This is a genomic window from Streptomyces sp. NPDC001450, assembly GCF_053597295.1.
In genome coordinates this window covers 34,461-58,905 of sequence record NZ_JBSFHY010000023.1, presented here as the reverse complement: position 1 = coordinate 58,905, position 24,445 = coordinate 34,461, and the positions used below count along the sequence as shown (strand labels likewise).

At 70.7% G+C, this 24,445-nt stretch carries 18 protein-coding genes; 12 read left to right on the top strand and 6 right to left on the bottom strand.

Annotated features, from left to right (window positions below; all coding sequences use genetic code 11):
- A partial coding sequence (locus ACWC5O_RS24880) for a hypothetical protein (RefSeq protein WP_450781068.1) occupies positions 1–333 on the bottom strand: 333 nt, incomplete at its 3' end.
- Between the two features lie 110 nt (positions 334–443).
- Between ACWC5O_RS24880 and ACWC5O_RS24875 the strand changes: the two genes are divergently transcribed.
- The 5 genes from ACWC5O_RS24875 (at position 444) to ACWC5O_RS24855 (ending at position 7,622) form a co-directional block, all read left to right on the top strand.
- On the top strand, positions 444–2,174 hold the full coding sequence (locus tag ACWC5O_RS24875; protein WP_450582986.1) for an FHA domain-containing protein: 1,731 nt from the start codon (positions 444–446) through the stop codon (positions 2,172–2,174).
- Positions 2,171–3,730, top strand: coding sequence for a serine/threonine-protein kinase (locus ACWC5O_RS24870; protein WP_450582988.1), 1,560 nt, complete (start codon positions 2,171–2,173; stop codon positions 3,728–3,730). The genes ACWC5O_RS24875 and ACWC5O_RS24870 overlap by 4 nt, the downstream gene beginning before the upstream one ends.
- Positions 3,731–3,757: 27 nt before the next feature.
- Positions 3,758–5,428: a hypothetical protein gene (locus ACWC5O_RS24865; RefSeq protein ID WP_450582990.1), complete on the top strand. Its 1,671-nt coding sequence runs from the start codon at positions 3,758–3,760 to the stop codon at positions 5,426–5,428.
- A gap of 120 nt (positions 5,429–5,548) precedes the next feature.
- A complete protein-coding gene (locus ACWC5O_RS24860) occupies positions 5,549–7,036 on the top strand; it encodes an AlkA N-terminal domain-containing protein (RefSeq protein WP_450582992.1) in 1,488 nt (495 codons plus the stop codon).
- Positions 7,037–7,049: 13 nt separating this feature from the next.
- Positions 7,050–7,622, top strand: coding sequence for a methylated-DNA--[protein]-cysteine S-methyltransferase (locus ACWC5O_RS24855; RefSeq protein ID WP_450582994.1), 573 nt, complete (start codon positions 7,050–7,052; stop codon positions 7,620–7,622).
- Between the two features lie 19 nt (positions 7,623–7,641).
- Here the strand turns inward: ACWC5O_RS24855 and ACWC5O_RS24850 are convergent, their stop codons facing one another.
- The 4 genes from ACWC5O_RS24850 to ACWC5O_RS24835 form a co-directional block, all read right to left on the bottom strand.
- Positions 7,642–8,376, bottom strand: a complete 735-nt coding sequence (locus ACWC5O_RS24850; protein WP_450582995.1) for an SIR2 family NAD-dependent protein deacylase — start codon at positions 8,374–8,376, stop codon at positions 7,642–7,644.
- 132 nt (positions 8,377–8,508) lie between these two features.
- Positions 8,509–9,504 carry a terpene synthase family protein gene (locus ACWC5O_RS24845; RefSeq protein WP_450582997.1) on the bottom strand — a complete coding sequence of 332 codons (996 nt, stop codon included), beginning with the start codon at positions 9,502–9,504 and terminating at the stop codon, positions 8,509–8,511.
- 278 nt (positions 9,505–9,782) lie between these two features.
- Entirely contained in the window at positions 9,783–11,459 is a 1,677-nt protein-coding gene (locus ACWC5O_RS24840; RefSeq protein ID WP_450582999.1) for a SpoIIE family protein phosphatase, read from the bottom strand.
- Positions 11,460–11,979: 520 nt separating this feature from the next.
- Positions 11,980–13,572 (bottom strand): hypothetical protein, encoded by a 1,593-nt coding sequence (locus tag ACWC5O_RS24835; protein WP_450583001.1) that lies wholly within the window; start codon positions 13,570–13,572, stop codon positions 11,980–11,982.
- Positions 13,573–13,904: 332 nt separating this feature from the next.
- Between ACWC5O_RS24835 and ACWC5O_RS24830 the strand changes: the two genes are divergently transcribed.
- Positions 13,905–15,440, top strand: coding sequence for an MFS transporter (locus ACWC5O_RS24830; protein ID WP_450583003.1), 1,536 nt, complete (start codon positions 13,905–13,907; stop codon positions 15,438–15,440).
- Positions 15,441–15,703: 263 nt separating this feature from the next.
- Positions 15,704–17,101, top strand: coding sequence for a hypothetical protein (locus ACWC5O_RS24825; protein WP_450583004.1), 1,398 nt, complete (start codon positions 15,704–15,706; stop codon positions 17,099–17,101).
- A gap of 488 nt (positions 17,102–17,589) precedes the next feature.
- Here the strand turns inward: ACWC5O_RS24825 and ACWC5O_RS24820 are convergent, their stop codons facing one another.
- Complete coding sequence (locus tag ACWC5O_RS24820) at positions 17,590–18,051, bottom strand: MarR family winged helix-turn-helix transcriptional regulator (protein ID WP_450583006.1); 462 nt, start codon at positions 18,049–18,051, stop codon at positions 17,590–17,592.
- A 135-nt stretch (positions 18,052–18,186) separates the two neighbouring features.
- On the opposite strand from ACWC5O_RS24820, the gene gap reads away from it, so the two are divergent.
- From gap to ptlE, 5 genes are all read left to right on the top strand, one after another.
- Entirely contained in the window at positions 18,187–19,191 is a 1,005-nt protein-coding gene (gene gap / locus ACWC5O_RS24815; RefSeq protein ID WP_450583008.1) for a type I glyceraldehyde-3-phosphate dehydrogenase, read from the top strand.
- 116 nt (positions 19,192–19,307) lie between these two features.
- Entirely contained in the window at positions 19,308–20,162 is an 855-nt protein-coding gene (gene ptlH / locus ACWC5O_RS24810) for a 1-deoxypentalenic acid 11-beta-hydroxylase (RefSeq protein WP_450583009.1), read from the top strand.
- A gap of 84 nt (positions 20,163–20,246) precedes the next feature.
- The gene (locus ACWC5O_RS24805) at positions 20,247–21,614 is read left to right on the top strand and encodes an MFS transporter (protein ID WP_450583011.1); all 1,368 of its coding nucleotides are present in this window, start codon (positions 20,247–20,249) and stop codon (positions 21,612–21,614) included.
- 142 nt (positions 21,615–21,756) lie between these two features.
- A complete protein-coding gene (ptlF, locus tag ACWC5O_RS24800) occupies positions 21,757–22,569 on the top strand; it encodes a 1-deoxy-11-beta-hydroxypentalenate dehydrogenase (RefSeq protein WP_450583012.1) in 813 nt (270 codons plus the stop codon).
- Positions 22,542–24,410: a neopentalenolactone/pentalenolactone D synthase gene (ptlE, locus tag ACWC5O_RS24795; protein ID WP_450583013.1), complete on the top strand. Its 1,869-nt coding sequence runs from the start codon at positions 22,542–22,544 to the stop codon at positions 24,408–24,410. The genes ptlF and ptlE overlap by 28 nt, the downstream gene beginning before the upstream one ends.
- The last annotated feature ends 35 nt before the right edge of the window (positions 24,411–24,445 follow it).

The window sequence follows — 24,445 nt, the reverse complement described above, 5'->3', positions numbered from 1 at the left end:
GGGCATGGTGGCGGTGACGGCGGTGGTGGTGGCGGTGAGGGTGGTGGTGATCCGGAGAACACCGATCGTCCCAGTGGTGGCGGTGGGCATGGTGGCGGTGACGGCGGTGGTGGTGGCGGTGAGGGTGGTGGTGATCCGGAGAACACCGATCGTCCCAGTGGTGGCGGTGGGCATGGTGGTGGCGAGGGTGGTGGCGGCGGTGAGGGCGGTGGCGATCCGGAGAACGGCAACCGTCCGAGTGGTGGCGGTGGCCGCGAAGGCACTCTCGGCCGGGCCGGGACGACCGTGCGCGGCGGCATAGACCTGCCCGGCACCGGCGACATCGCCACCCACCTGTCGCCCTCCGCCCCCGACGCGGACGGCGGCTTCAACGGCGGCACGTTCCTCAGCGGTTCCGGCGGAGGCTGAGCCACCGCATGCTCTGCCATGTCTGCCGCGTCCACGTGCGACGCGACTTCCCGTACTGCCTGCACTGCGGCACCCCGCGCCGGGGTGCCGCGCCGACCTCGTACGCCGCGCCCCAGCTGCGCGGCCTCGACGACCCCACGCTGCTCGTCCCGCTGACCCGCCCGGTCACCACGCTCGGCCGGGGCGAGGACAACGACGTGGCCCTGTCCGACGGCAGCGTCTCGCGCCGCCACGCCCGTGTCGTCCGCACCGCCGAGGGCTTCCGGATCGAGGATCTGGACTCCTTCAACGGCACCGCGGTCGCCGGCGTCGACCTGCACGGCGGCGCGGCCCGGCTCGCCGACGGCACCGAGCTGTCCGTGGGCGACGTACGCCTGGTGTTCGAGCAGCCCCGCGACGCCCGGATCGGCTCCCGCACGATGGTCGTCGGCACCCAGCTGACCCAACTGCCCACCGCCGGACAGGAGGAGGCCCCGGAGGCGGGCGGCCCGCTCACCGCGCGCCCGCGCCGCCGCTCCGGCTGGGCCCTCAAGCAGATCCCCACCGAACGCGGCGCACCCCGCTGGGTGCTCAGCTCCACCCGCACCGGCCGCTATCTGGAACTGGACGAGCGCCAGGTCTTCCTGTGGCACGCCGTCGACGGCGAGAACACCGTACGGGACCTGCTGTTCGCCTACGCCGAGCGCTACGGCGAACTCGCCCTGCCCCGCATCGAGTCCGCGCTGGCCGCGTTCGCGGGCGCGGGCCTGCTGCGCGGTCTGCCCGGCCGGCCGGAGGAGGAGCGGCCGAAGGGCTGGCGCCGGGCGGCGGGCGCGGTCTACCGGGCGCTGCTCAAGCTGGAGGTGTCCGTTCCCGGCCTCGACGGGCTGGTGACCCGGCTCTACCAGGGCTTCGGCTGGCGGCTGTTCACCCGGACCGGGGTGCTGCTCGCCTGGCTGTCGGTGGCCGGCGGCCTGGTGGCGTTCTTCGCCGCCCAGGGTCGGCACCACCTGCTGGACTTCGCCGGGGCGGGCGTGTGGGGCCCGGTCCTGCTGGCCGCCGGGTACGTCACCGCGCTGCTGGTCCACGAGCTGACGCACGCGCTGGCCGTGAAGTCGTACGGCCGCAAGGTACGGCGTGGTGGATTCCTGCTGATGATGGGCATGCCGTTCGCGTTCGTGGACACCAGCGACATGTGGTTCGGCTCCCGCTGGTCCCGGGTCGTGGTGGCCCTGTCCGGGCCGCTGTCCACGGCGGCGCTGGCCGGCTGGTGCGCCACGGGCGCGGCCCTGCTGCCCGCCGGACCCGCCTCGGCGGTCCTCTACCACCTGGCCTTCGGCCTCTACCTGAATACCCTGTACAACTTCAACCCGCTGATGCCGCTGGACGGTTACCAGGCGCTGACCGACGCGCTGCGGGTGCCCCGGCTGCGTGAGGAGGCGAGCGCCTACTTCCGCACGGGCCTGTGGCGCGACCTGCGCGCGGGCAACCGGCCGGGGCCGCGCCAGGCGGGCATGGCCGCCTACGGCCTCGCGGTCGTCGTGGGCACCTACGGCTTCCTCGCCCTCGCCCTGCTGGCCTGGCGTTCCCGGATCGGCGACCTGCTGGAAGGCCGACTGGCCGAGCCGTGGACCACGGTGATCGAGGCGGCCGTGGTCGCCCTGGTCGCCTTCCCGGTCTGGGCCGCCCCCGTGCGCTGGGTGCTGCGCCGGGTACGGCGCCGGCGGGACGCGAAGGACGTACCGCAGGGCGCCGGGATCGCCACGCCCGTGGAGGGGACGGCATGACCGACGACGCCGCCTGGGCCGTACCCGGCTACGAGACCGTCCGCACGCTCGGCGAGGGAGCCGGCGGCCGGGTCGTCCTCGCCCGGCACACCGCGACCGGCGTGCCCGTCGCGGTCAAGTACCTGGGCGAACGCCTGCGCGTGGACCGCGAGTTCCTGGCCCGCTTCCGGTCCGAGGCCCGGCTGCTCGGCGAGCTGCGGCACCCGTGCGTGGTGCGGCTGTACGAGTACGTCGAGGCACGTGCCGGTGCCGCCATCGTGATGGAGGCGGTCGACGGAGTCAGCCTGCGCCACGTGCTGCGCCGGCACGGGGCGACCGGCCCCGAGGCCGCGCTCGTCCTGCTCAAGGGCTCCCTGCTCGGGCTGGGCGCGGCCCACACTGCCGGAGTGGTGCACCGCGACTACAAGCCGGAGAACGTCCTGGTCCGCGCCGACGGCACCAGCGCGCTGGCCGACTTCGGCATCGCCGTGCGCGGCGGCCGGGAGACCGAGGCCGCCGGCACGCCCGCCTACATGGCACCCGAACAGTGGGACGGCGAGCCGGCCGGCCCGGCCGCCGACGTCTACGCGGCCGCCGTGGTGTTCTTCGAGTGCCTGACCGGACGGCGGCCGTTCCCCGCCGACGACCTGACCGCACTGCGCCTGCAGCACCTGCGCGCACCGGCCCCGCTGGACGACGTACCCGCACCGGTACGGGGGCTGCTGCGCGCGGGCCTGGCGAAGGACCCGGCGGACCGGCCCGGCGTCGAGTCCTTCCTCGCCGACCTGGAACGGGCCGCCACCGAGGGGTACGGCGCCGACTGGGAGGAGCGCGGCCGCCGCCGGCTCGCCGAACTTGCCGCGCTGCTGGCCCTGTTGTTCCCGTTCATGACGACAGCGACGCTCGACGGCTCGGCCACCGCACTCACGCTGCTCGGCCGGCTGAAGCGCGGGGGATGGAAGGCGGCGACCGGCGGGGTGGCCGCGCTGGCGGTCGTCGCGGGCGGAGCGACCTATGCGACGGGCCACCCGCACGAGACGTCGACGACGGTCGCGAGTTCGACCCCGACCCCGGTCGACCCGCCTGCGGCACCAGGCACTTCCCCCTCCCCCTCCCCGTCCACTTCGCCGGGCAGCCTCCCGCCCACGGCCGACACCGCACCCTCGGCCGCCCCCTCGGGCAGCACGTCGTCCTCGCCCACTCCGTCCACGGAGCCGACCGCACCGGCCGGGCCCCCGGCCACGGCGGCCCCCAGCGCGGCCACGCCCGGCACCATCACCATCGCCATCGGCTCGTGGCAGCGCGGGCAGAGACCGGGCACGCTCGTCGCGGCGGTGACCGTCGAGACGACGGGCACCGGTCCACTGACCGTCACCGCGAACTACTACGTCGACACCCCCGCCGACCCGTACGGCTCCCAGTCCCAGCCCCTGTCCGGGAGCACCCGGTACGACCTGACCTTCGAGGCGGACTTCTCCAACCACCCCTGCCGGGGGAGCTGGGACGTCACGCTCAGCAGCGACCCGGCGGCCGCCGGCGGCCCCCAGACGGCCTCCCTGGACGCACCGCCGTGCTGAACACCGCCCGACGAGAAACGGAATGACATGACGACAGCCACCACAGTGGCCGGCCGGCCCCTGTCCGGCTGGTCACGGGACACGCGCTTCGGCACCTGGCACGCCCTGCGCCCGGACGGTTCCGGCGAGGCCGTGCTCGGGGCGCTGCGCATCGACCCGGCCCTGCTCGGGCCGCAGGGTACGCGCGAGCGCCTGGCGGCCGTGGTGCTCGCCACGGCGAAGCTCCGGCTGCCCGGACTGCTCGGCACGGTCGATCTCGTGGCCGAGGCCGGAGAGGTGTGGCTGCTCACGGCCCGGCCGCCGGCCCCCGCGCTCGCCGACGTCCTGTCCGCCGACGGCCCCCGCCCGGACGCGGGCAGCGTGGCGAGCATCCTCAACGAGACCGCACAGACCCTGCTGGCCCTGCACACGGCAGGCCTGGCGCACGGCTCGCTCCGCCCGGACACCGTGGTCCTCGCGCCCGACGGCGTGGCCCTGCTGGCCGAGGCGGGTCTGAGCACGGCGCTGGGCGACGCGCCGCACGCCGAGCCTCCGGCGGCGGAGACCGGCGGGGCGGTCGTACCGGTGCCGGGTGATCTTCCGCGCTCGGACCGCCGGGCAGCCGACACCGCGGCCTGGGCCGCCCTGGCCCGCACCCTCGGCGCCGCCTGGACCCAGACCGGAACCCCCGCGGCGGACTTGTTCGCCCACTGCGCCACCACCGCCGAGTCCGAGGGCCTCGCGGCGGCCCGCGCCGCGCTCGTGACCGGGCGCGCGGCACTCCCGGCGGACTTCCTGCGCCGTACGGCACTGCGCGCGGCGGCGGCAGCGGCGACTCCGCGGTACGCCCCACCGACCACACCACCCCCGCCCCCGACTCCAGCGGCCCCCGAGAGCCCGGCTCCGCCGGAGGACCGACACCCGACGCTCACACCGCCCCCCGTTTCACGTCCGGCCGCCGCCGAGCCCCCCGCCCCCGCCCCCACACCCGACACGACGACCCCGGACCATCGAGCCACCGCACCTCACCTCTCGGTAGCCGCCGGCCAGCTCACGGCTTCAGCAGCCGCAGCGGAGCTCACGGCCTCAGCAGCCGTCGACCAGCTCACCACCCCCGGCCGCGCCCACCGCTCCACCGCCCCGGACACCCAGGCCACCGTCCTCGGCAAGCGCCACCGCGTCACCTCGCACCCGGTACCCGTCGGGGAGGACTCCGGCGAGATCCTGCTCCGGTTCGGGCCCGGGGTGCCCGCCGACGAGCAGGACGTGCTGCGAGCCCGGTGGCGTGCCGAAGCCGCCGTACCCGCGCGGCAGCGGCCGCGCCGCAGACGCCGGGGCTGGGTCATCAGCACCGCAGCCGTGGCGATCGCCGCCGTCCTGCTCTGGCTCCTGTTGCGCCCGGCCCCCGCCCCCGAGGTCGTCGCCGTCCGGGTCCAGGCCCCCGCAGGGACGCTGCACTGCGGGCAGACGGCCGATCTGGCCGGTGTCGTCACCACCGACGGACACGGCGGACCCGTCACGTACCGGTGGCTGCGCGGGGACGGCCAGGACTCGGGCGAGCTGGTCCGCACCGCGCACCGCGGAGAGCGCCGGTTCCGGGTGCACCTGCGCTGGACGGTCCGCGGTCCCGGCCGCTTCCAGGGCACCGCCCGGCTGCGGATCGCGCACCGGCGGACCCCGATGGAGGCCAAGGCGAGCTTCACCTACGTCTGCCCCTGAAGCCCGGAACGCCACGCCTGCCGCGAGGGCCGGCCGCACGCCGCCGGATCCCTGGCCGGCCCCAGGTACGTGTCGGATTCTCGCCAGCGGACGCCCCCCGCGCTGGTCGATCCTGGACGCATGCAGACAGGGACGCACTTCGACCGGGAGCACTGCGTGCGCGCCGTGCAGTCCAAGGACGCGCGGTTCGACGGGTGGTTCTTCACGGCCGTCCTGACCACCCGCATCTACTGCCGGCCCAGCTGCCCGGTCGTCCCGCCCAAGGCGGAGAACATGACCTTCTATCCGAGCGCGGCCGCCTGCCAGCAGGCCGGGTTCCGGGCCTGCAAGCGCTGCCGCCCCGACACCAGCCCCGGCTCCCCGGAGTGGAACCGGCGTGCCGACCTGGTGGCCCGGGCGATGCGGCTGATCGCGGACGGGGTGGTGGACCGCGAGGGCGTGCCCGGGCTCGCCGCCCGGCTCGGCTACAGCGCCCGACAGGTGGAGCGGCAACTGCTCGCCGAGCTCGGCGCCGGCCCCCTCGCGCTGGCCCGTGCCCAGCGCGCCCAGACCGCCCGCCTCCTCGTCGAGACGACCCCGCTGCCCATGGCGGAGATCGCCTTCGCGGCCGGCTTCTCCTCCATCCGTACCTTCAACGACACCGTCCGCGAAGTCTTCGCCCTGTCCCCGAGCGAGCTGCGCGCCAGGGTGCCGAAGGACCGGACCAGTGCCCCGGCCACCCCCGGAACGCTCGTGCTGCGGCTGCCGTTCCGGGCCCCGCTCAATCCCGACAACCTCTTCGGACACCTGGCCGCCACGGCCGTACCGGGCGTGGAGGAGTGGCGGGACGGCGCCTACCGGCGCACGCTGCGGCTGCCGTACGGACACGGAATCGTCGCGCTCACCCCGAAACCCGACCACATCGCCTGCCGCCTCACCCTCAGCGACCTGCGTGACCTGACCGTGGCGAGCAGCCGCTGCCGGCGCATGCTCGACCTGGACGCCGATCCGGTGGCGGTCGACGACCACCTGCGCACGGACCCGTTCCTCGCGCCCCTGGTCGACAAGGCGCCGGGCCGCAGGGTGCCGCGCACGGTCGACGAGGCCGAGTTCGCCGTCCGGGCCGTGCTCGGGCAGCAGGTCTCCACGGCCGCGGCTCGCACCCACGCGGCCCGCCTGGTCACCGCCCACGGCAAGCCGCTGGACGACCCCGAGGGCGGACTCACCCACCTCTTCCCGTCCCCCGAGGCACTGGCCGCCGTGGACCCCGAGACCCTGGCCATGCCCCGCACCCGGCGCACCACCTTCACCACCCTCGTCCGTCAACTGGCCGACGGCACACTCCACCTGGGCGTCGAGTCCGACTGGGCGGCAGCCCGCGCACGCCTGCTCGACCTGCCCGGCTTCGGGCCGTGGACGGTCGACGTCATCGCCATGCGTGCCCTCGGCGACCCCGACGCCTTCCTCGCCACCGACCTCGGAATCCGGCGCGCCGCCGGGGAGTTGGGCCTGCCCGCCACCCCGGCCGCGCTCACCGCCCGGGCCGAGGCCTGGCGCCCCTGGCGGGCCTACGCGGTCCAGTACCTGTGGGCGACCGACAGCCACCCGATCAACTTCCTGCCCGTGTAAGGATCTCCGCGAGATGAGCGACATGAGTGACCTCAGCGAGACGCGACGGCACACCGTCGCCGACAGCCCCTACGGCCCCCTCACCCTCGTCGCCGACGACGGCGTCCTGTGCGGCCTCTACATGACCGACCAGCGCCACCGGCCGCCGGAGGAGACCTTCGGCAGCCTCGACGACACCCCCTTCGCCGCGGCCGAGGAGCAGCTGGCGGCCTACTTCGCGGGCGAGTTGACGGAGTTCACCCTCGAACTCCGCCTGAACGGCACCCCGTTCCAGCGCAGCGTCTGGGACCAGCTGACCCGCATCCCGTACGGCGAGACCCGCTCCTACGGCGAACTCGCCGAGGCCCTCGGCAACCCCGGGGCGTCCCGCGCGGTCGGCCTCGCCAACGGCAAGAACCCGATCGGCATCATCGTGCCCTGCCACCGCGTCATCGGAGCGGGCGGCGATCTCACCGGCTACGGCGGCGGCCTGGACCGCAAGCGCCGCCTGCTGGACTTCGAGCGGGGGACGGCCCTGTTCCAGCCGTCAACCGGTGCAGCCGGAGATGCCGCCCAGCGGGGTGCAGTTGTGCCAGGTTGTCCGTAAAGCCACGCCACCGGGGCGTTCAGTCGTTCTCGCAGCGCAGCCGGCGCAGAAGCTTCGGTAGGGCCGTGCCGATGGGTTCGTGGATCACCTCGTCGGCCCGGTCGTCGTACGGCGTGGGCTCGGCGTTGACGATGACGAGTCGTGCGCCGTTGTCGGCGGCGACGCCTGCGAGCCCGGCGGCGGGCTGTACCTGGAGGCTGGTGCCGACGGCGATGAAGATGGTGCAGGCCTTGGTGATGGCGAGTGCCTCGCCGAGGACGACGGGGTCGAGCCGCTGGCCGAACATGACGGTCGCGGACTTGAGGATGCCGCCGCATCCCAGACAGAGCGGGTCCTCCTCGCCGGCCTCGACGCGGGCGAGGGCGTCCTCCATGGGTCCCCGTGCGTGACACTTCGTGCACACCACGCTGCGTGCGGTGCCGTGCAGCTCGAGCACCTTGCGGGCGGGCATGCCGGCGAGCTGGTGCAGCCCGTCCACGTTCTGCGTGATCACCCGGACCGGGATCCCGGACTTCTCGAGCTCGGCGACGGCGAGGTGCGCGGCGTTGGGCTCGGCCTTCAGGGTGCGGTTCTTTCGCCGCATCTGCCAGGAGCGTCGGCGGATCTCGGGGTCGCCCATGTAGTGCTCGTACGTCACGAGCTTCTCGGCCTCGGGGTCACGCCGCCACAGTCCGTTCGGACCACGATAATCAGGGATCCCGGAATCGGTGGAGATGCCTGCTCCACTGAGGATGGCGACGAGTGGCCTGTTCATGGGCCGAGCGTAGGACGGCTACTCGCTCGGGGCGAACGGATATCCGTCGGCCGGTTCGCCGCGGCCGCACAGGGGAGGAGGACACCGGCCGTGTCGCGGGACCGCGGCGCACTTGGGCGATGGCCGAGGGTCCTACGGAATGAACAAGTCCGCCAGATAGGTCGGCTTGGCTTCTATCTCCGCATAGCGCCCGGTCTCCTTCGACCAGGCGACGTTCCCGGAAGTGAGCGCGTTGAAGTCCCTGACACAGCGCAGCGCGTCGTCGACGACGTCGTCGGCGAGGCCGGAACGCGTCAGCCGCCCGGGCAGGACCTGTTCGAGATCAAGGATGCGCTGGACGTATCCGGCCTGCATCGCGGCCACTCGCTCCGCCGCTTCCTGGAGGCTGCACCGGTGATGATGGCAGATCACCGTGACGGCGTTGAACGCATAGTCATGGGCGAGCTCTTTGGGCAGCGAGTAGAGATCGTTGATGCAGGCATTCGCATAGATCACTGCCTCTCGCATGTCAGCGAAGGCCGGGTTGGCATGCAGTTGGTCAGGCAGGTCCACACCGGTGCCGATCTCCATCAGGTCGAGGACGGCGTCGAATGCGAACGAGGCGCGGCGGTGCGCGAGGTATTGCTGCAGGCCGGGTACCCGCCCTTGCTCCCGATGGATCATATCCGCCCGGTAGCTGTCGAAATACCACAAAAGGTGCGGTACGAATCGGCGCTGCCATACGGAAGAACGAACATCCGTCGTGCGGCGCCACAGATCGGCCAAGGAGCGCGCCAGCCGCCCAGCCGTGACATCTCCGTCGAACACGGCGAACAACGGCCCGAACGCCTCCCGCCACTGCTCGGGCCGGTAACCCCGCACCGGGTCGTCGTCGAACTGGTCGTCCAACTGGAAGAGCCACGCGTTCCACTGGGTGATAAGCGTCAGCGCCTCCTGTGAAGCGTTCGGGCACAGCCACGCGGTGAGCCGGTCGACACGAGTGCGCTGCACATGCCGACGCGCCTCCTCGGTGGGCACCAGGCCGAACTCGTCCAGCCACGCCTCAGTCGCCGCAGCAGCCTCCTGGAGTTCCGGATTCAGCGCTGCCGGTACGGGTATGCAGAGGTCCGGAATCCGGAAATTGTCCATACGTCAGCTCGCTTCTCCGTAATCCGCTGCCCTTCGCGACATCCAGCGACATTGCCGATGCGGCATGCCAAAGCCCGCATGGAGCACGACCAGGCAGTCCCAGCCACCGACGTAAATTACCCTGCCTGTCGACGGCGTTCGACCAAGGTCTCGTTTCTTCGGCCTCATTGCCCCGCCCGGGGAGCGTCGCTTGTCGCAGACCGGGCAGATTCGGTTGGCCGCCAATACAAGTACCCGACGATCCACGCCTGTTGAGAACAGGCCCGCTGAGGGCCGGGTCAGCTGTGGCGGCCGGGCCTGTTCAGACGAGCCAGGAGCAGAGCGACGTCGTCGCCCAAGCCGTGAGTCTTCTGCGTACCGGCAAGGAGGTCGTCGACAACCGTCTCCAGGTCCGCCGTGGGAGCCCCTCGCAGACCCCGGAGAAACCTCTCGATGCCCTGGTCGATGTCCTTGTTCACTGCCTCGAGCAGGCCGTCGGTGGTCAGTGCGAGCACGCTGCCCGGAGCGATACGCAGGCGGGTGGTCGGGTACCGCTGCTCCCGGTCGATCCCCAGAGGCAGACCGCCGGGGACCTCCAGGAGGCGCGGCGGTTTGCGGGGCGTGATCAGCGCTGGGGCCGGATGGCCCGCCCGGCACACTCGGAGCGTTCCGTCGGAGGGGTTGAGTGCGATGTAGCAGCATGTGGCGAACAGGGCCCTGTCCGGGTCGTTGTTCAGTTCGGCCAGCAGGCGGTTGGTGCGTTCCAGGACGGCCGAGGGCGTGTGTCCTTCGTTCGCGTAGGCGTGTACGGCGGTACGCAGCCGCCCCATGAGAGACGCGGCGTGAACGCTGTGTCCCTGCACATCTCCTATGACCAGAGCCACGCCGCCGTCGGGCAGGCTGATGGCGTCGTACCAGTCGCCACCGATCCACATGCCGGAGGTGGCGGCTTGGTAGCGGGCGGCGATGGTCACACCCGGCACCGTGAGCGGCCCACGCGGCAGCATGCCGCGCTGGAGCTCGGTGGCGAGTGCGTGTTCCGCCTCATACATGCCGGCTCGCTCCAGTGACTGGGCGAGCAGTCCCGTGGCGGCGACCAGGAGGGCCCGTTCCTCGGGCAGGAATTCTTGCGGCTCGGGGAAACCGACAAGGCAGGAACTGACGCGGCCGCGCGAGTCCGTGAGCGGCAGTACCGCCCACGCCTGTGGGGCCGACTGTGCGTGCGGTGCCAGGTGCGGATAACCGGTGATCAGCGCGTCCGCGGAGCCGATGAGAACGGGCGCCCCACGGTCGAGCGACTCCTCCACGAGTGTGCGGGCCGTGGGGTCGAGGACTCGCAGGGAGTCCTCGCCCTGCTCGTCGTCGGCGCACGAGGCGACGACGGTCAAGCGGTTTCCCTCCGGGGCGATCACCGCCAGCGTGTCCGCTCCGAAGGTACGCAGTCCTGCCTGTGCGGCGGCCATGATGTCCTTGACCGTCACCGCGGCGGCCAGGGCCGCGGTCAGCTCCCGCATCCAGCGGTCACGGGTGGCGCGCTCGTACAACCGCCGCCTTTCCGCCTCGTGGCGTTCATGGACGGCCGTGGTGTCCATGACCACTCCGACCATGCGGGCCGGCAGCCCGTCGGGGCCGGGCAGGACGCGGCCCCGGGCTTCCAGGGACCGGTTCCGGTCGTCGTCGGAAGTGACCCGGTACTCGATCTGGTAGTTGCCGCAGGATTCCGCTATCAGGCCCAAGGCATTGCGCACATCGGCCAGATCGGACTCGTGAACCGCGGCCAGGAAGCTCGAGATGTCCGACGGGCCGTTCTCGGGCATGCCGTGCAGCGCGAGGGTGAGCGGATCGCAGCTCACCTCGCCCGTGGCGATCTCCCAGCAGAAGAAGCCCGCCTGCACGATGCTCGCGCTGGCCTGGAAGGCGCCGGGATCGGACTCATCCTCTCGTACGGCGGTACGCACCGGCCCGACGTCTTTCACCAGATCTCCCTGCCGTGGCGTGAACTGCTTCCCTCCGGGGGATCAACGGCGCTCAACCGGATGGGCCACGCACTGTGCTGGGTGGCCGATGGAAACCGGTCAGTGGGGCGACTCGAGAGCCTACGGGACTGCGACACCATTCCCTCCTAGAGACGAACGGGGCTCTTGCACCGGGGTGTGCTCCCGCTCTTCCGGGGAAGATCGCCTGACCGACCCGACTGTGGCCGGATCGTGCGCATGCTAGTGACTTTCCGGATCTTGCGCTAGACACCCACCCGGCAGACTCGGGGCCGCCAGGACGAGCCGAAGGGCTTCGGGTGGCGGGACTCCCGCGATCTGATCGTCCGGGCCCGCTTCCAGCTCGGCGGCACGGCCTGAATACGAGCCCGGGGTGACGAGCGGGACACGCCGACGGGCCTGCAACCCTGCGGCGAGCGATCGCCAGGCTGAGGAACGCCGGCTGAACCAGCGGCCGGGATGCACTTCCTCTCGGGGTGCGTCGTGCCCGACGGTCGGTGAGCTACTTCCCCGGCTGGGTGAACGTGAGGATTCTCGGTGTCAGCAGCTTGGAGGAATCCGGCCCGCGTGCGGTTCCCGGCTTGATGTAGTCACGCAACGAGGCCATGAACATGCCGTGCAGAGCGGGGTCACCTTCCGCGGTGGTGTTCACGTGTGACGGCAGCATCCGAGTGGTGATCTCGGTGCAGTTCTTCGGCCAGCCGGGCAGGCCCCGGAGCACCGCGCAGTCCCGGGCGAAGTAGTGCACGAAGAATTTGCCGCTGTTCTTGACCGTGTTCGCATAGCCGTCCGCGGACCCTTTCAGGGTGGTGTCCAGAACGTTCGTCACGCCCGCCAGCAACGAAGCGTCGTTCACGGACAGAGCGGTGTACGTCGCGTTGCCGGTTTCGGTGGCGAGGGTGTCGACCACCGCGTAGACCTGTCCGGAATCGAGCGGGAGCGGCCGTTCGAAGAAGTAGGCCGCGTCCTGCTGGTCGCCCAGGCAGTTCATGTTGATCTCGCGGCAGTACGGCCCGGTCCACCCGTAGTCCCGCACCAGGTCGGGGATCAGGAGGGATGCCGGCTGCTGCTGCGTGCAGTCGCTGGTCTGAAGATGCGCCGTACCGCCGACACGGTCGCACACCGCTCTGACCAGGTTTCGCAGGTCACCTGCCAGGTGAGCCTCGCTGTTCGCCGTTCGCTTCGCGAAGGTCAGCGATCCGTAGCGCTGTACCGGCCCCAGGGAGGCAGGGGCGCGTACGCGCATCACCGTCAGCGGAGGATTCTTGCGCCACTTGTCCGCAGCCTGCTCCTGGCCCGGGGCGGGAACGGCGTACCGGAACGCGGTGAAGAAGTCGATGGCGTTCTTGCCCATGCCCAGCGGCCCGAGCGAGCCGTGGTTGTCGCGGGCGGGAATCTGCTCGGTGAAGATGTCCTCGCCGGGAACGCCCTGGGCCCGCAGGGCCTGGCGTACGGCGCGGTCGGTGGTGGCGCTGGGGGTGATGACGAAGTACCGGTTCTTCTCGAAGGAGTAACCGGATTGCCGTTCCATGACGACGTTGTTGACGGTGTCCCCGAGTGCGGACGCGCTCTGGACCCGCCCCGACCGCCGGCCGTCGGCTGGGATCGTGTCGAACAGGTACTGCATGGGGACAGGCCGGTCGGCCGTGCGCTCCCACTTGAGGTAGTCACTGGCCTTCCACTGCCCCCACTGGCTGAATTCCCATGTCTGCAGCCCCATGTAACGGCCCGGGGGAGGCATCTTCCCGTAGATCACGACCGCGTCCCGCGGATCGAGCCGGTAGGTCGTGGTGTAGCCGGGCCGCGTCCGGCCAAGAGCGTTCACCGTTGCCGGGTCTACGTACTCGTTCGGCCAGGTCTTCACGACGGGCGTCACGTACGGGGCCGCGGGGTTGTTCGCGAGGCAGTTCTTCAGCAGTGGATAGGTGTAGTCCTTGCAGTCCTGCTGGGTGTACAGCCACGGGTACCCCGAATTGACCTGAAATCCGCTCTTTTGCAGGTCGGCGACCAGTCCCGCGGTGATCGCATCACCGGCTGCACCCGATTTGGCGCCGGTCTGGGGCCGGCCACACCCGGATGCGGCGATGAGCATCACGCACGTCAACGAATACCAGACCCTCGGCGCGACGTGGCCCACAGTCGTCCCTCCATGTTGCGCAGCCAGGTCGTGCCGTGGCTCCGCGCACTCCGGCCCGACACCGAAGCACCCGGCAGCATGACTCTCAGTAGTCGAAGTGTCACCTTTCGTGCGCGATCTTGGCAAACGTAATGGGGCAGCCGGGCGAGGTGCGGCCAGTGCCGGCCCCGGACTCGGGCTGACCCGAACGTTGGGCTTCTGTGCGCGTCGGCCCGGCGAAGCCCGACGGCACGCGGTGGCCTGGTCTAGCGTCGACCTGCGCACGACGTGGGAGCAGGGGAGGTGTCGCGGTGTCGGCAGTTGGGTCACGCACCGACGCGACACCCCTGCCGATCATCCTCGGACTCGCCCTCGCTTTCACGGTCACGGTCGTCGACCCGCTGGTGTTCAGCCTGAATCTGCCGCAGGTGAGCCGGGCCCTGCGCGTGCCGCCGCAGCTCGTCGGGCTGCTGGGCGGAGCGGCGACGCTGGTGATGGCCGCCTCCGTCCTCGCCGCGGGCAGGCTCGGGGACTCCGTGGGGCTCAAGCGGCTGCTGATGCTGGGACTGATGGTGGTCACGGTCGTCGACCTCCTCTCCACGCTCTCGCCCGGTTACGGCTACCTGCTGGCGATGCGCTTCCTGGCCGGACTGGGGATGACCGCCCTGCTGGGAGTGCCGCTGGCCCTGCTGAAAGTGTCCGTGGCGCCGGAGAAGCGGCCGGTGGCCATCGGTGTCCTGATGGCCATCGACGTGCTCCTTTGCGGGGTGATCCCCGCATTCACCGGTTGGGTGGTGGCGGCCGTCGGCTGGCGATTCCTGTTTCTGATCGCCCCACTGCTGTGCCTGGCCTCGCTCGGGTTGACCGCCCGGTACGTCCCGGAGTCGCCCGTCCAGCAGCACCGTCGTCTCGACGTGGTCGGTGTCACCCTGATCGGGGTGGCCCTGCTGGCCCTCGTCGTCGGGCTCGCCGCGGCGCAGAACGGCGTCTCCCGGTACCAGACGTGGGGACCGCTGGTGATCAGCACGGTCGTCGCCGTGCTTTTCGTGCTCCATGCCCGCCGCGCTCCCGACCCCGCCCTGGATCTGGCGCTGTTTAGCAGCGCACCGTTCAGCGTGGCTCTGGCGGCGACCCTCACGCTGAACTTCCTGATCGCCGGGCTCGGCATCGTCCTCGGGCAGTTCGGCAGCGCGGTGCTGGCGCTGTCCCCCGAGACCATCGGCTTGCTGTACCTGCCGGGAACGCTGCTGATCGCCGGTGCCGTGATCCTGGCCGGGCGCCTGGTCGGGAAGTACAGCCCGCGGCCGGTGATGGTCACCGGACTGCTGGTGATGGCGGCAAGCGGGCTGCTGTTGGCGGGCACCGCCGGCCCCGGGATGGCGGTGTGGCTGCTCGTGCTGGCCACTTGGCTGTGCAACCTCGGGTCGGTGGTCACTTCCACATCGGTGTCCGAGACGGTCCTCTCCCAAGCGCCGCCCGGGCGTTCGGGCACGGTCGCCTCCGTTCAGATGGCCTTCGCGGTGACCGGCGCCGCGTTCGGGCCCACCGTCTACCTTCTGCTTCTCAACTTCTTCTTCCAGCGGCGATGGCTGGCGGACGCGAAGTCACGCGGGCTGTCGGTGGCCGGGGCCGAGAGTGCCGTGAATGCCGTGCGCAGCGGGATGGCGCAGAGCCCGGGGAGCACCGTGTACGACCCGAACCTGCTCCGTCAGGCTTCGGGACTGGACCTCGGGCTGGACTTCGCCACCGGACTGCGGCTCACCATGCTGATCGTCAGCCTCCTGCCGCTCGTTGTGGCGCTGGTGGCCTTCCTGCTGATGCCCCGCCGCAAGGAGCCCCGCGCATAGGGCTCGGCTCAGGCTGTGCCGGGATGACGTCCCCGGACTGGATCACGGCTCGGCGCGGAATTCCTTTTCGATACCAGTGCGACTCTCGTCGAGCCTGCACCTCAGGATCTTTTCCTTCGTCGAAGACTCGAGTGGTGAATCGATTGTGGTGCCTTTACAGTGAGAATGGAGCCTTGAGGAGCATATTCATGGTCGCGAAACCGAATCCACCGCTTTCCGCTCCGAGTCGCACTCTCACCGCTCGGCCGGAATACGATGCAGTGGTGCGTGAATTCGCGCTCGATGACACGCCCGCCAGCTTGCGGTACAGCTTGAATGTGGGTGATCTGTCCTTTTCGTCCGTCATCTCTTACGACTCGATTCCGGCGTGGTCCGACGTATTTGCTGTCATGCCCGTAGAGGAGAACGCTCTACGGCTCGTCAGCGCGTTGATCGCCTGGGACGCCATGCGGTTTCTTGCACTGGGCGGTGAGCGGCTTGTGCTGCCCCCTGGGCTGCCCTGTGATGCCGTGATCAGCTCAATCTGGCGCAGGTGTTTCCTGAGCCAGTTCGGTGAGTGGCGTTACCGCAACGGCATCCGCTACCGCGGTGGAGCGCCGGAGTTGATCCCGTCCACGCGTTCGTCCTCGGTGGAGGTACGTGGGGGAGGCGGCACGTCGCGCACCGGGGGCCGCGCCCTGTTGACCAACGGCGGCGGCAAGGACACCTTGGCCGGAATGATGATCCTCGACAGGAGCGGGATCGATCACGATGTATATGAGGCTTGTTTGCCGGTCGGCGGTGACCATGAACTCCAGCGTCGTCTGCTGGACAACCTGAGGACCAGTGCGTCGGCGCAGCACACCAAGGTGGTCCGCGTGTACGTCCGTGACGACTTCTACGGCAGACCGGCCATCGAGTTCACTGACGCCGGCGTGACAGCTGATCATTATCAGACCGACTTCGCCGTCGGACACACTGCCGGCTACATCGGTTACATACCGGTCATCCTCCATGGTGGCTATGATCGCGTCTGGTTCAACATCGAGCGATCCGCAGACGACCCTCATGTGGTGTGGGAGGGCGAGGAAATCAGCCACCAGTGGTGCAAGAGCAGAGAATACATGTCGATATCATCGAGACTGTTCTCGGAACTTACCGGCTGCGACTGGTTCATGGGGTTCGATTCCACGCTGCGCGGTCTTTACGACCATGCAATCTACGGTATAGTCGCCACCCGGCCGGACCTTCTTCTCCGAACACACTCGTGCAACTATGGAAAACCTTGGTGCGGCAGGTGTCCAAAATGCTGCTTCTGCTACCTCATGACGACCGCGTTTCTGGGCGAGGATTATGCTCGCCGATTGCTTGGTGTGAGAGACAGTCTGCTGGCGGATCCGCGGAATCTTCCGGTATGGGAGTCCCTCATGGATTCATCCCAGGTGGCATGGGAATGTGTACCGTCTCATCAAGAAATTGTAACCGGGGTGGACCAATGCCTTGCGCGAGGCGTTGATTACCCGGTACTGCGCCAGTACGCGCCTGGGCGGGCGGCGGCGGCCCGGCTCCGCAGACACTTTGTCGACATCGACTGGTCGAACGTCCCCGCTCCGATAGCGGCAGCCGTGCGTGAGCTGGCGAGAAGTCCGGCCCTCTCGTCGCAGGTGCGGTACCCAGGTTGAACTGGGCCGTCCGGTCGTGTCGCCGCAGCAGCTGAACCCGTCAGCCGAGCCAGGCCCCCACCGCATCCCCGCCACCACCCCCAGGGTCAGGGCCGGTGTCACCCAGCCCCGCCCCGCCAACCGCCGTACCGACGGCAGCAGCCGCAGGATCAGCACGGCGGCCGCGGCCAGGAGGCTCAGGGCGCAGGACAGGACGATTGCGGCGTACGCCTCGTCGTCCCAGGGGTCCGACGGGCGGATGGTCGGCGCGGTCCGGCAGAAGAGCGCGGTGGTGAGGGCCGGCAGGGTCAGAGGGACGGCGAGGACCAGGCGGACGCAGCCGCGGTCGTCGTCCGGGCCGGCGGGGTGGGGCATCGGTGTGGCGCGTTCCTTGCGGGTGGTGGAGTGGACCATTTCGGTGCGGGGCTTCGGATGCCGGCGTCCGCATGGCCCAGGCGGCCGTCGTACAAGTGCCGCCGGAATGGGAACCGGCCGACGCGCGCTTCGTCCTACGGCCGTGCCCGCATGCCGAGTTGGGCCAGGTGGGCGAAGACGGGCAGGGCCGCGGCGATGGTCCGCCGCTCCTCGGACGTCAACTCGTCGATCAGGGGCCGCAGATGACGGGCCCGGTCCGCGTGCCGGGCCTGACCGATCTTGCGGCCCTCCTCGGTGATGTGCACGAGGACGGCACGGCCGTCGGTCGGGTCGGGGCGGCGTTCCACGAGTCCGTCCCGTTCGAGCCGGGTCACCAGCTGGGTGACGCCCGGCTGGCTCAACTGCTCCGTTCTGACCAGGTCCGTCAGTCGTGTCGGACCCCTGAAGGCCAGCGTGTCCAGCACCGACAGCGTCGTGAACGACAGCTTCTGCACGGAGGCGAGCCGGATGTAGAAGCGGTTGAAGTTCTCGATCGCCCTGGTGAGGTCGTCGACGTCCAAGTCGGCTTCGTGGCTGGTGTTCTGATGAGAGGTCACCCTGGAAATGTATCGCATGCTTATATAAGGTCGTGATGCACCACGTCCCCGCCCCGCGGTGATGTGTGGTCCGGCATCGCACCTCGGCGCAACGGCGCGTCAACCACCCAGCAGCGCAAGGTGAGGGACACATCTATGACTGTGCGCATCGGCATCAACGGTTTTGGACGCATCGGCCGCAACGTCTTCCGCGCGATGGCCGCGCGGGGCCCGGAGTTGGAGATCGTCGCCGTCAACGATCTCGGTGACGTCGACACCATGGCCCATCTGCTCGCCTACGACTCGATCCTGGGCCGCTTCCCCGAGGAGATCGCCGCCGAGCCGGGCGCGATCCGCGTGGGCAGCCGGACGATCAAGGTGCTCGCCGAGCGCGACCCGGGCGCCCTGCCCTGGGGCGATCTCGGCGTGGACATCGTGATCGAGTCCACCGGCATCTTCACCGACGCCGCCCGGGCGCGCGCCCACGTCGACGGCGGTGCGAAGAAGGTCATCATCGCCGCCCCGGCCAGCGGTGAGGACATCACGGTCGTGCTCGGGGTCAACGAGGACGCCTACGACCCAGAGCGGCACACGATCATCTCCAACGCCTCCTGCACCACCAACTGCCTCGCCGTGCTGGCCAAGGTGCTGCACGAGAGCGTCGGGATCGAGGCGGGCATGATGACCACCGTCCACGCCTACACCCAGGACCAGAACCTCCAGGACGCCCCGCACAAGGACCTGCGCCGGGCGCGCGCCGCGGGCCTGAACATCGTGCCGACCTCCAGTGGCGCCGCCAAGGCCATCGGCCTGGTCCTGCCGGAACTGGCCGGCCGCCTCGACGCCTTCGCCCTGCGTGTGCCCGTGCCCACCGGCTCGGTCACCGACCTGACGGTGACCCCGAGCCGGCGCACCTCCGTCGCAGAGGTGAAGGAGGCGTACGCGGCGGCCGCGGCCGGCGCCTACAAGGGCCTGCTGTCGTACACCGAGGCGCCCCTCGTCAGCACCGACATCGTGGGCGACCCCGCCTCGTGCGTCTTCGACGCCGAACTGACCCGCGTGACCGACCAGCAGGTCAAGGTCGTCGGCTGGTACGACAACGAGTGGGGTTACTCGAACCGTCTCATCGACCTCGCCCTGCTGGTCGGCGCCACCCTCTGACGCACCGGCCGGCCACCGACGCCGGCGCGGCCGCCGGCCTTCCCGCGCGCCGGGCGGGACACGTCTCACGCCCCTTCGGACCATGCCACCAGGCCATGTCACAAGGACGGGAACCCATGACGTACATGACCGGGGAATACACGGACTGCGCGCCTCTGCTCGACGACCGCGAGGCGCTCGACGGCTTCTTCGAGGAGCACGGCTACCTGTATCTGCGCGGCGTCCTCGACCGTGACCTCGTCCGGACCGCCGCGGAGCAGATGCTGGAGGGCCTGATCGCGCTGGGTGCGGCGGACCCGGCGGCCACGCTGGACGACGTCGGCATCGACTCCTTCGAGGAGGTCGACGAGGTGGCGATGCACAAGTACGTGAAGTACGACGAGTTCTGGAACCACCCCTCGACCCTCAGGGTGTTCGAGCAGGTCTTCGGTGAGCCCGTCTTCGTCTTCCGCTCCACGACCATCCGCTACTACCCCTCGGCCGCGGCCGCGGAGAACCCGTCGTTCGCCCACCTGACGCCGTTCCACCAGGACGGCTTCTACATAGGTCCCAACAAGGACTTCCGGCCCACGTGGATACCGCTCATCGCGACCACCGAGGAGTCCGGCGGGGTCGCGCTCGCGGACGGCAGCCACCGGCGCGGTCCGCGCGAGCACGTCGTCCACGAGTCCTTCCGCAGGTTCGGCCACCCAGTGCGCGGCATACCCGCCGAACTCATGGGCGACGACGAGGTCTTGCTGCATTCCGCCATGGAGCCGGGCGACGTCCTGTTCCTGCACGCCTACACCTGCCACAGGTCGGTACCGAACCTGTCCTCCCCGCCCGTCATGCGGATGTCGATGGACACCCGGGTGCAGCCGGCCGCGTCGGAGCGCGGCTTCAACGCGCTGACGCCGTGGACGGAGTCGGCGAAGGACCCCGCCAAGGGAATCATGTCCAAGATCACCGGAACCCCCAGCTCGGTTGAATAGATGACTCATCGCGAAGCACCCCCCACCGGCGCTCCCGGAATCCAGGAGCAGCCACCCCCGCGGGAAGCCGACAGGCCCGCCGGCTTGTCCACGACCGGACTGGTCGTGGTGCTCACCGGGTTCGCCCTGTCCATCGTCGACTTCTTCATCGTCAACGTGGCGCTGACCACGATCGGCCACGACCTGAACGGCAGCGAGACCGCACTGGAGCTGGTGGTGTCCGGCTACGGCATCGCCTACGCGCTCGGGCTCGTGCTCGGCGGGCGCCTGGGCGACGCCTACGGCAGGCGCCGGCTCTTCGTGTGGGGCCTGATCGCCTTCACCCTCAGCTCCGCGCTGTGCGGTGTGGCCCCGACCGTCGGCTTCCTCATCGCCGCCCGGCTCCTGCAGGGCGGGGCCGCGGCCCTGCTCGTGCCGCAGGTCCTCGCGACCATCCAGGCGGCCACCGAGGGCCAGGCCCGCGCCCGCGCCATCAGCCTCTACGGCGCGACCGCCGGACTCGCGGCGGTGGCCGGGCAGATCCTCGGCGGACTGCTGGTCTCGCTGGACATCGCCGGGGTCGGCTGGCGGTCGGTCTTCCTGATCAACGTGCCCGTCGGGGTGGCCGCGCTGCTGGCCGTGCGGCACATGCCGGACACCAGGGCCGAGCGCAGGCCGGGCTTCGACCTGACCGGCACCCTGCTGTTCGGGGTGGCGCTGGTCTGTGTCCTGCTGGTGATCGTGGAGGGGCAGGCGCTGGGCTGGCCGCTGTGGCTGTGGGCGCTGCCCGTGGTCGCCGCCGCCGCGGTGGTGGCGCTGGTCCGGGTCGAGCGGCGGCTGGAGGCGGAAGGCGGTTCGCCGCTGCTGCCTCCGTCGGTCCTCTCGCAATCCGGGATGCGCCGGGGACTGCTCGCGATGGTTCCGTTCTCGATCGGCTTCGGCAGTTTCATGTTCGTCTACGCCCTGGTCGCCCAGGACGACTTCGGTCTGGGCGGGCTGGGCTCGGGAGCGGTGCTGTCGCCGTTCGCCTCCGCCTTCTTCGTGGTCGCGCTGTTCACCCCGAAGATCGCGGCGGCCCTCGGCCGGCGCATCGTCACCCTCGGGGCCACCGTCCAGGGAGCCGGACTGCTGCTGATGGCGCTGTTGGTCGGGGTCACCTGGCCGGACGTCCCGGTCGTCCTGGTGCTGGCCGTACTGGCCTTCACCGGCGTCGGGCAGGCCCTGATCGGGCCCACCCTGTTCCGGATGATCCTCGCCGACGTCCCGCCGGCCCAGGCCGGCATGGGCAGCGGTGTGCTGGTCACCAGCCAGCAGACGGCCACCGCCCTGGGCGCGACCGTGGGCGGCACCCTCTACCTCGCCCTCGGCGACTCGATGGGCCACTCCTCGGCAGCGGTGATCGTCCTCGCCCTGCTCTCCGTCTTCTCGCTGACCATCTTCGCCATCAGCCTCAGACTGCCCGACCCCGCCTGAACCACCGGTGGCCTCCGCCCGGCTCCCCACGGGGTGGAGGCCACCGGGTCCAGGGCGGACGCCCGCCCCGCACACCCCCTCCGGGTCGCAAGGACGCGGCCCGTGCCTTGCCCGCCCCAGGATGCGAGGAACGGACGGTCCCGTGCACCTACACCCCAGGACGGCCGTGGTCACCGGCGCGGCGAGCGGTATCGGCCTCGCCCTCACCGCCCGCCTCGCCCGGTCCGGAGTCGACGTGGTCATGGCGGACATCCAGGGCGACGCCCTGCACCGCCGGGCTGCCGAACTCACCGCGCGCGGCGCGCGGGTTCGCGCCGAGACAGTGGACCTCACCGACCCCGACGCGGTGACGGCCCTGGCCGACACGGCGTACGACACGCTCGGCGAGATCGACGTGGTCTGCAACAACGCCGGTGTCGTCGGCCCCGTCGGGATGCCGCTGTGGTCCGTGCCGCTGGACCGGATGCGCGAGGTGTTCGAGGTGAACCACTGGGCGCACGTCCATGTCGCCCGCGCCTTCGTGCCCCGGCTGCTGGCGAGCGGGCGGCCCGCGCACCTGGTGCACACCGCCTCCATGTCGGCGTTCGCCGTGGGCAGCGGCAGCGCGGCCTACGCCGCCTCCAAGCACGCCGACCTGGCCGTGGCCCGCAGCCTGCGGGCCGACCTCGCCGGAACTCCCGTGCGGGTCTCGGTGCTCTGCCCCGGCCGGGTCGACACCCCGATGGTCCGCGGGCTCGCCGCGCCACGGGACGCGACCGGCGACACCACGGTCTCCGCCGAGCGGGTGGCCGAGACCGTGTGGGACGCGCTGGGCTCCGACCGCTTCTACCTGTTCACGAACGCCGACGCGCCCACCCGGCTGCGCGACCAGTTCGACGACGTACGGCGCCACCTGACCTCACCTGTCCACCCCACGCAGGAGACGCTGTGGAACGCTCTGGAACAGAACCCTTAGCCGACGGCGCGTCAGGCCCCGCCGACACCGCCGACACCGCCGACACCGCCGACACCGCCGACACGGTCGACATCGAGACGGTGCGGGCGAAGTACCGCGAGGAGCGCGACAAGCGCCTGACCGCGGCCGGCGGCCGGACGTACCGCCCAGCGCGCGGGGAACTGTCCCGCTACGCCGCCGACCCCTACACCGAGCCGGTCGACCGAGACCCCGTCACCGACGAGGTCGACGTCGCCGTCGTCGGCGCCGGCATCGGCGGCCTGCTGGTGGGCGCACGGCTGCGCGAGACCTGCGGCTTCGAGCGGATCCGCCTGATCGACGCGGCCGGTGACGTGGGCGGGACCTGGTACTGGAACCGGTTCCCCGGGCTCCGGTGCGATGTCGAGAGCTACGTCTACATGCCGCTGCTCGAAGAGCTGGGCACCGTGCCGACCGAGAAGTACGTGACCGGGGCCGAGATCCTCGCGCACTGCCAGGCCGTCGCCCGGCGCTACGGCCTCTACCGGGACGCGCTGCTGCAGACCTCGGTCACCGAACTGCGCTGGGACGAGGACGCCGCGCACTGGCTGGTGCGCACGGACCGCGGCGACCGCTTCCGGGCCCGGTACGTGTGCATGGCGATCGGCTCGTTGCACCGGCCCAAACTCCCCTCCGTCGAGGGCATCGAGACCTTCCGCGGGCACTCCTTCCACGCCGCCCGCTGGGACTACGGCTACACCGGCGGCGGAGTGCCGGGCAGCCTGGCGGCGCTCCAGGACAAGCGGGTCGGGATCGTCGGGACGGGCGCGACGGCCGTCCAGGTGATCCCGCACCTGGCCGAGGCGGCCGCGCACACGTACGTCTTCCAGCGCACCCCGCCCGCGGTGGGCGTACGGGCCAACCGGCCGACCGACCCGGACTGGGCGAAGGGCCTCGAACCGGGCTGGCAGCAGCGGCGCATGGACAACTTCCACGCACTGACCTCGGGAGTCGCCGCCCAGGAGGATCTCGTCGCGGACGGCTGGACGGAGATCACCGCCAGGCTCGCGGCGATCCTCCCGAAGTCCGCCGGGACCAGCCCCGAGGAGGCGGCCGGCGCCGTCGAGCGCGCCGACTTCCGCAAGATGGAGGAGCTGCGGGCCCGCGTCGACGCCGTCGTCCACGACCCCGCCACCGCGGCCGCCCTGAAGCCGTACTACCGGCTGTTCTGCAAGCGGCCCTGTTTCCACGACGGTTACCTGGAGACCTTCAACCGGCCCGACGTCACCCTGGTGGACACCGAGGGCCGCGGAATCGAGCGGCTCACCGAGCACGCGGTGGTCGCGGCCGGCCGGGAGTACCCGGTGGACTGCCTGGTCTTCGCCTCGGGTTACGAGTCCGAGTACGCGGTGCCGTACACCAGCCGGGCCGGCTACGAGGTCGTGGGGCGGGACGGGCTGCGGCTGTCGGAGAAGTGGGCGGACGGGGCGCGAACGCTGCACGGACTGATGGTGAATCGTTTCCCCAACTGCTTCGTCCTCTCCAAGGTCCAGTCGGGCCTGCACGTCAACGTCCCGTACATGCTGGGCGAGCAGAGCAGGCACGTCGCCCACATCCTCAAGGCCGTACAGGACCAGGGCCGGCACGTCGTGGAGGCGTCCGCCACGGGCGAGAAGGAGTGGGTCGAGGAGATCCTCCGGCTCGCGGGCCGCAACCTCGACTACGCGGAGTCCTGCACCCCGGGCCTGTTCAACAACGAGGGCCGGCCGAGCGAGCTGCACGTCCTCAACGGCAGCTACGGCGGCGGCTCGGTGGAGTTCGTGAACGTCCTGCGCACCTGGCGCGAGGCCGGTGACCTCGCCCATCTCGAACTGAGCGACTGACCCACCCGTCCACGCAGCAACCACGCAGCATCCAC

What these genes read in the sequence shown, in the direction of transcription:
- ACWC5O_RS24870 (WP_450582988.1), top strand. Translation starts at nt 2,171, where the DNA reads ATGACCGACGACGCCGCCTGGGCCGTACCCGGCTACGAGACCGTCCGC.
- ACWC5O_RS24865 (WP_450582990.1), top strand. Translation starts at nt 3,758, where the DNA reads ATGACGACAGCCACCACAGTGGCCGGCCGGCCCCTGTCCGGCTGGTCA.
- ACWC5O_RS24860 (WP_450582992.1), top strand. Translation starts at nt 5,549, where the DNA reads ATGCAGACAGGGACGCACTTCGACCGGGAGCACTGCGTGCGCGCCGTG.
- ACWC5O_RS24855 (WP_450582994.1), top strand. Translation starts at nt 7,050, where the DNA reads ATGAGCGACATGAGTGACCTCAGCGAGACGCGACGGCACACCGTCGCC.
- ACWC5O_RS24850 (WP_450582995.1), bottom strand. Translation starts at nt 8,376, where the DNA reads ATGAACAGGCCACTCGTCGCCATCCTCAGTGGAGCAGGCATCTCCACC.
- ACWC5O_RS24845 (WP_450582997.1), bottom strand. Translation starts at nt 9,504, where the DNA reads ATGGACAATTTCCGGATTCCGGACCTCTGCATACCCGTACCGGCAGCG.
- gap (WP_450583008.1), top strand. Translation starts at nt 18,187, where the DNA reads ATGACTGTGCGCATCGGCATCAACGGTTTTGGACGCATCGGCCGCAAC.
- ptlH (WP_450583009.1), top strand. Translation starts at nt 19,308, where the DNA reads ATGACGTACATGACCGGGGAATACACGGACTGCGCGCCTCTGCTCGAC.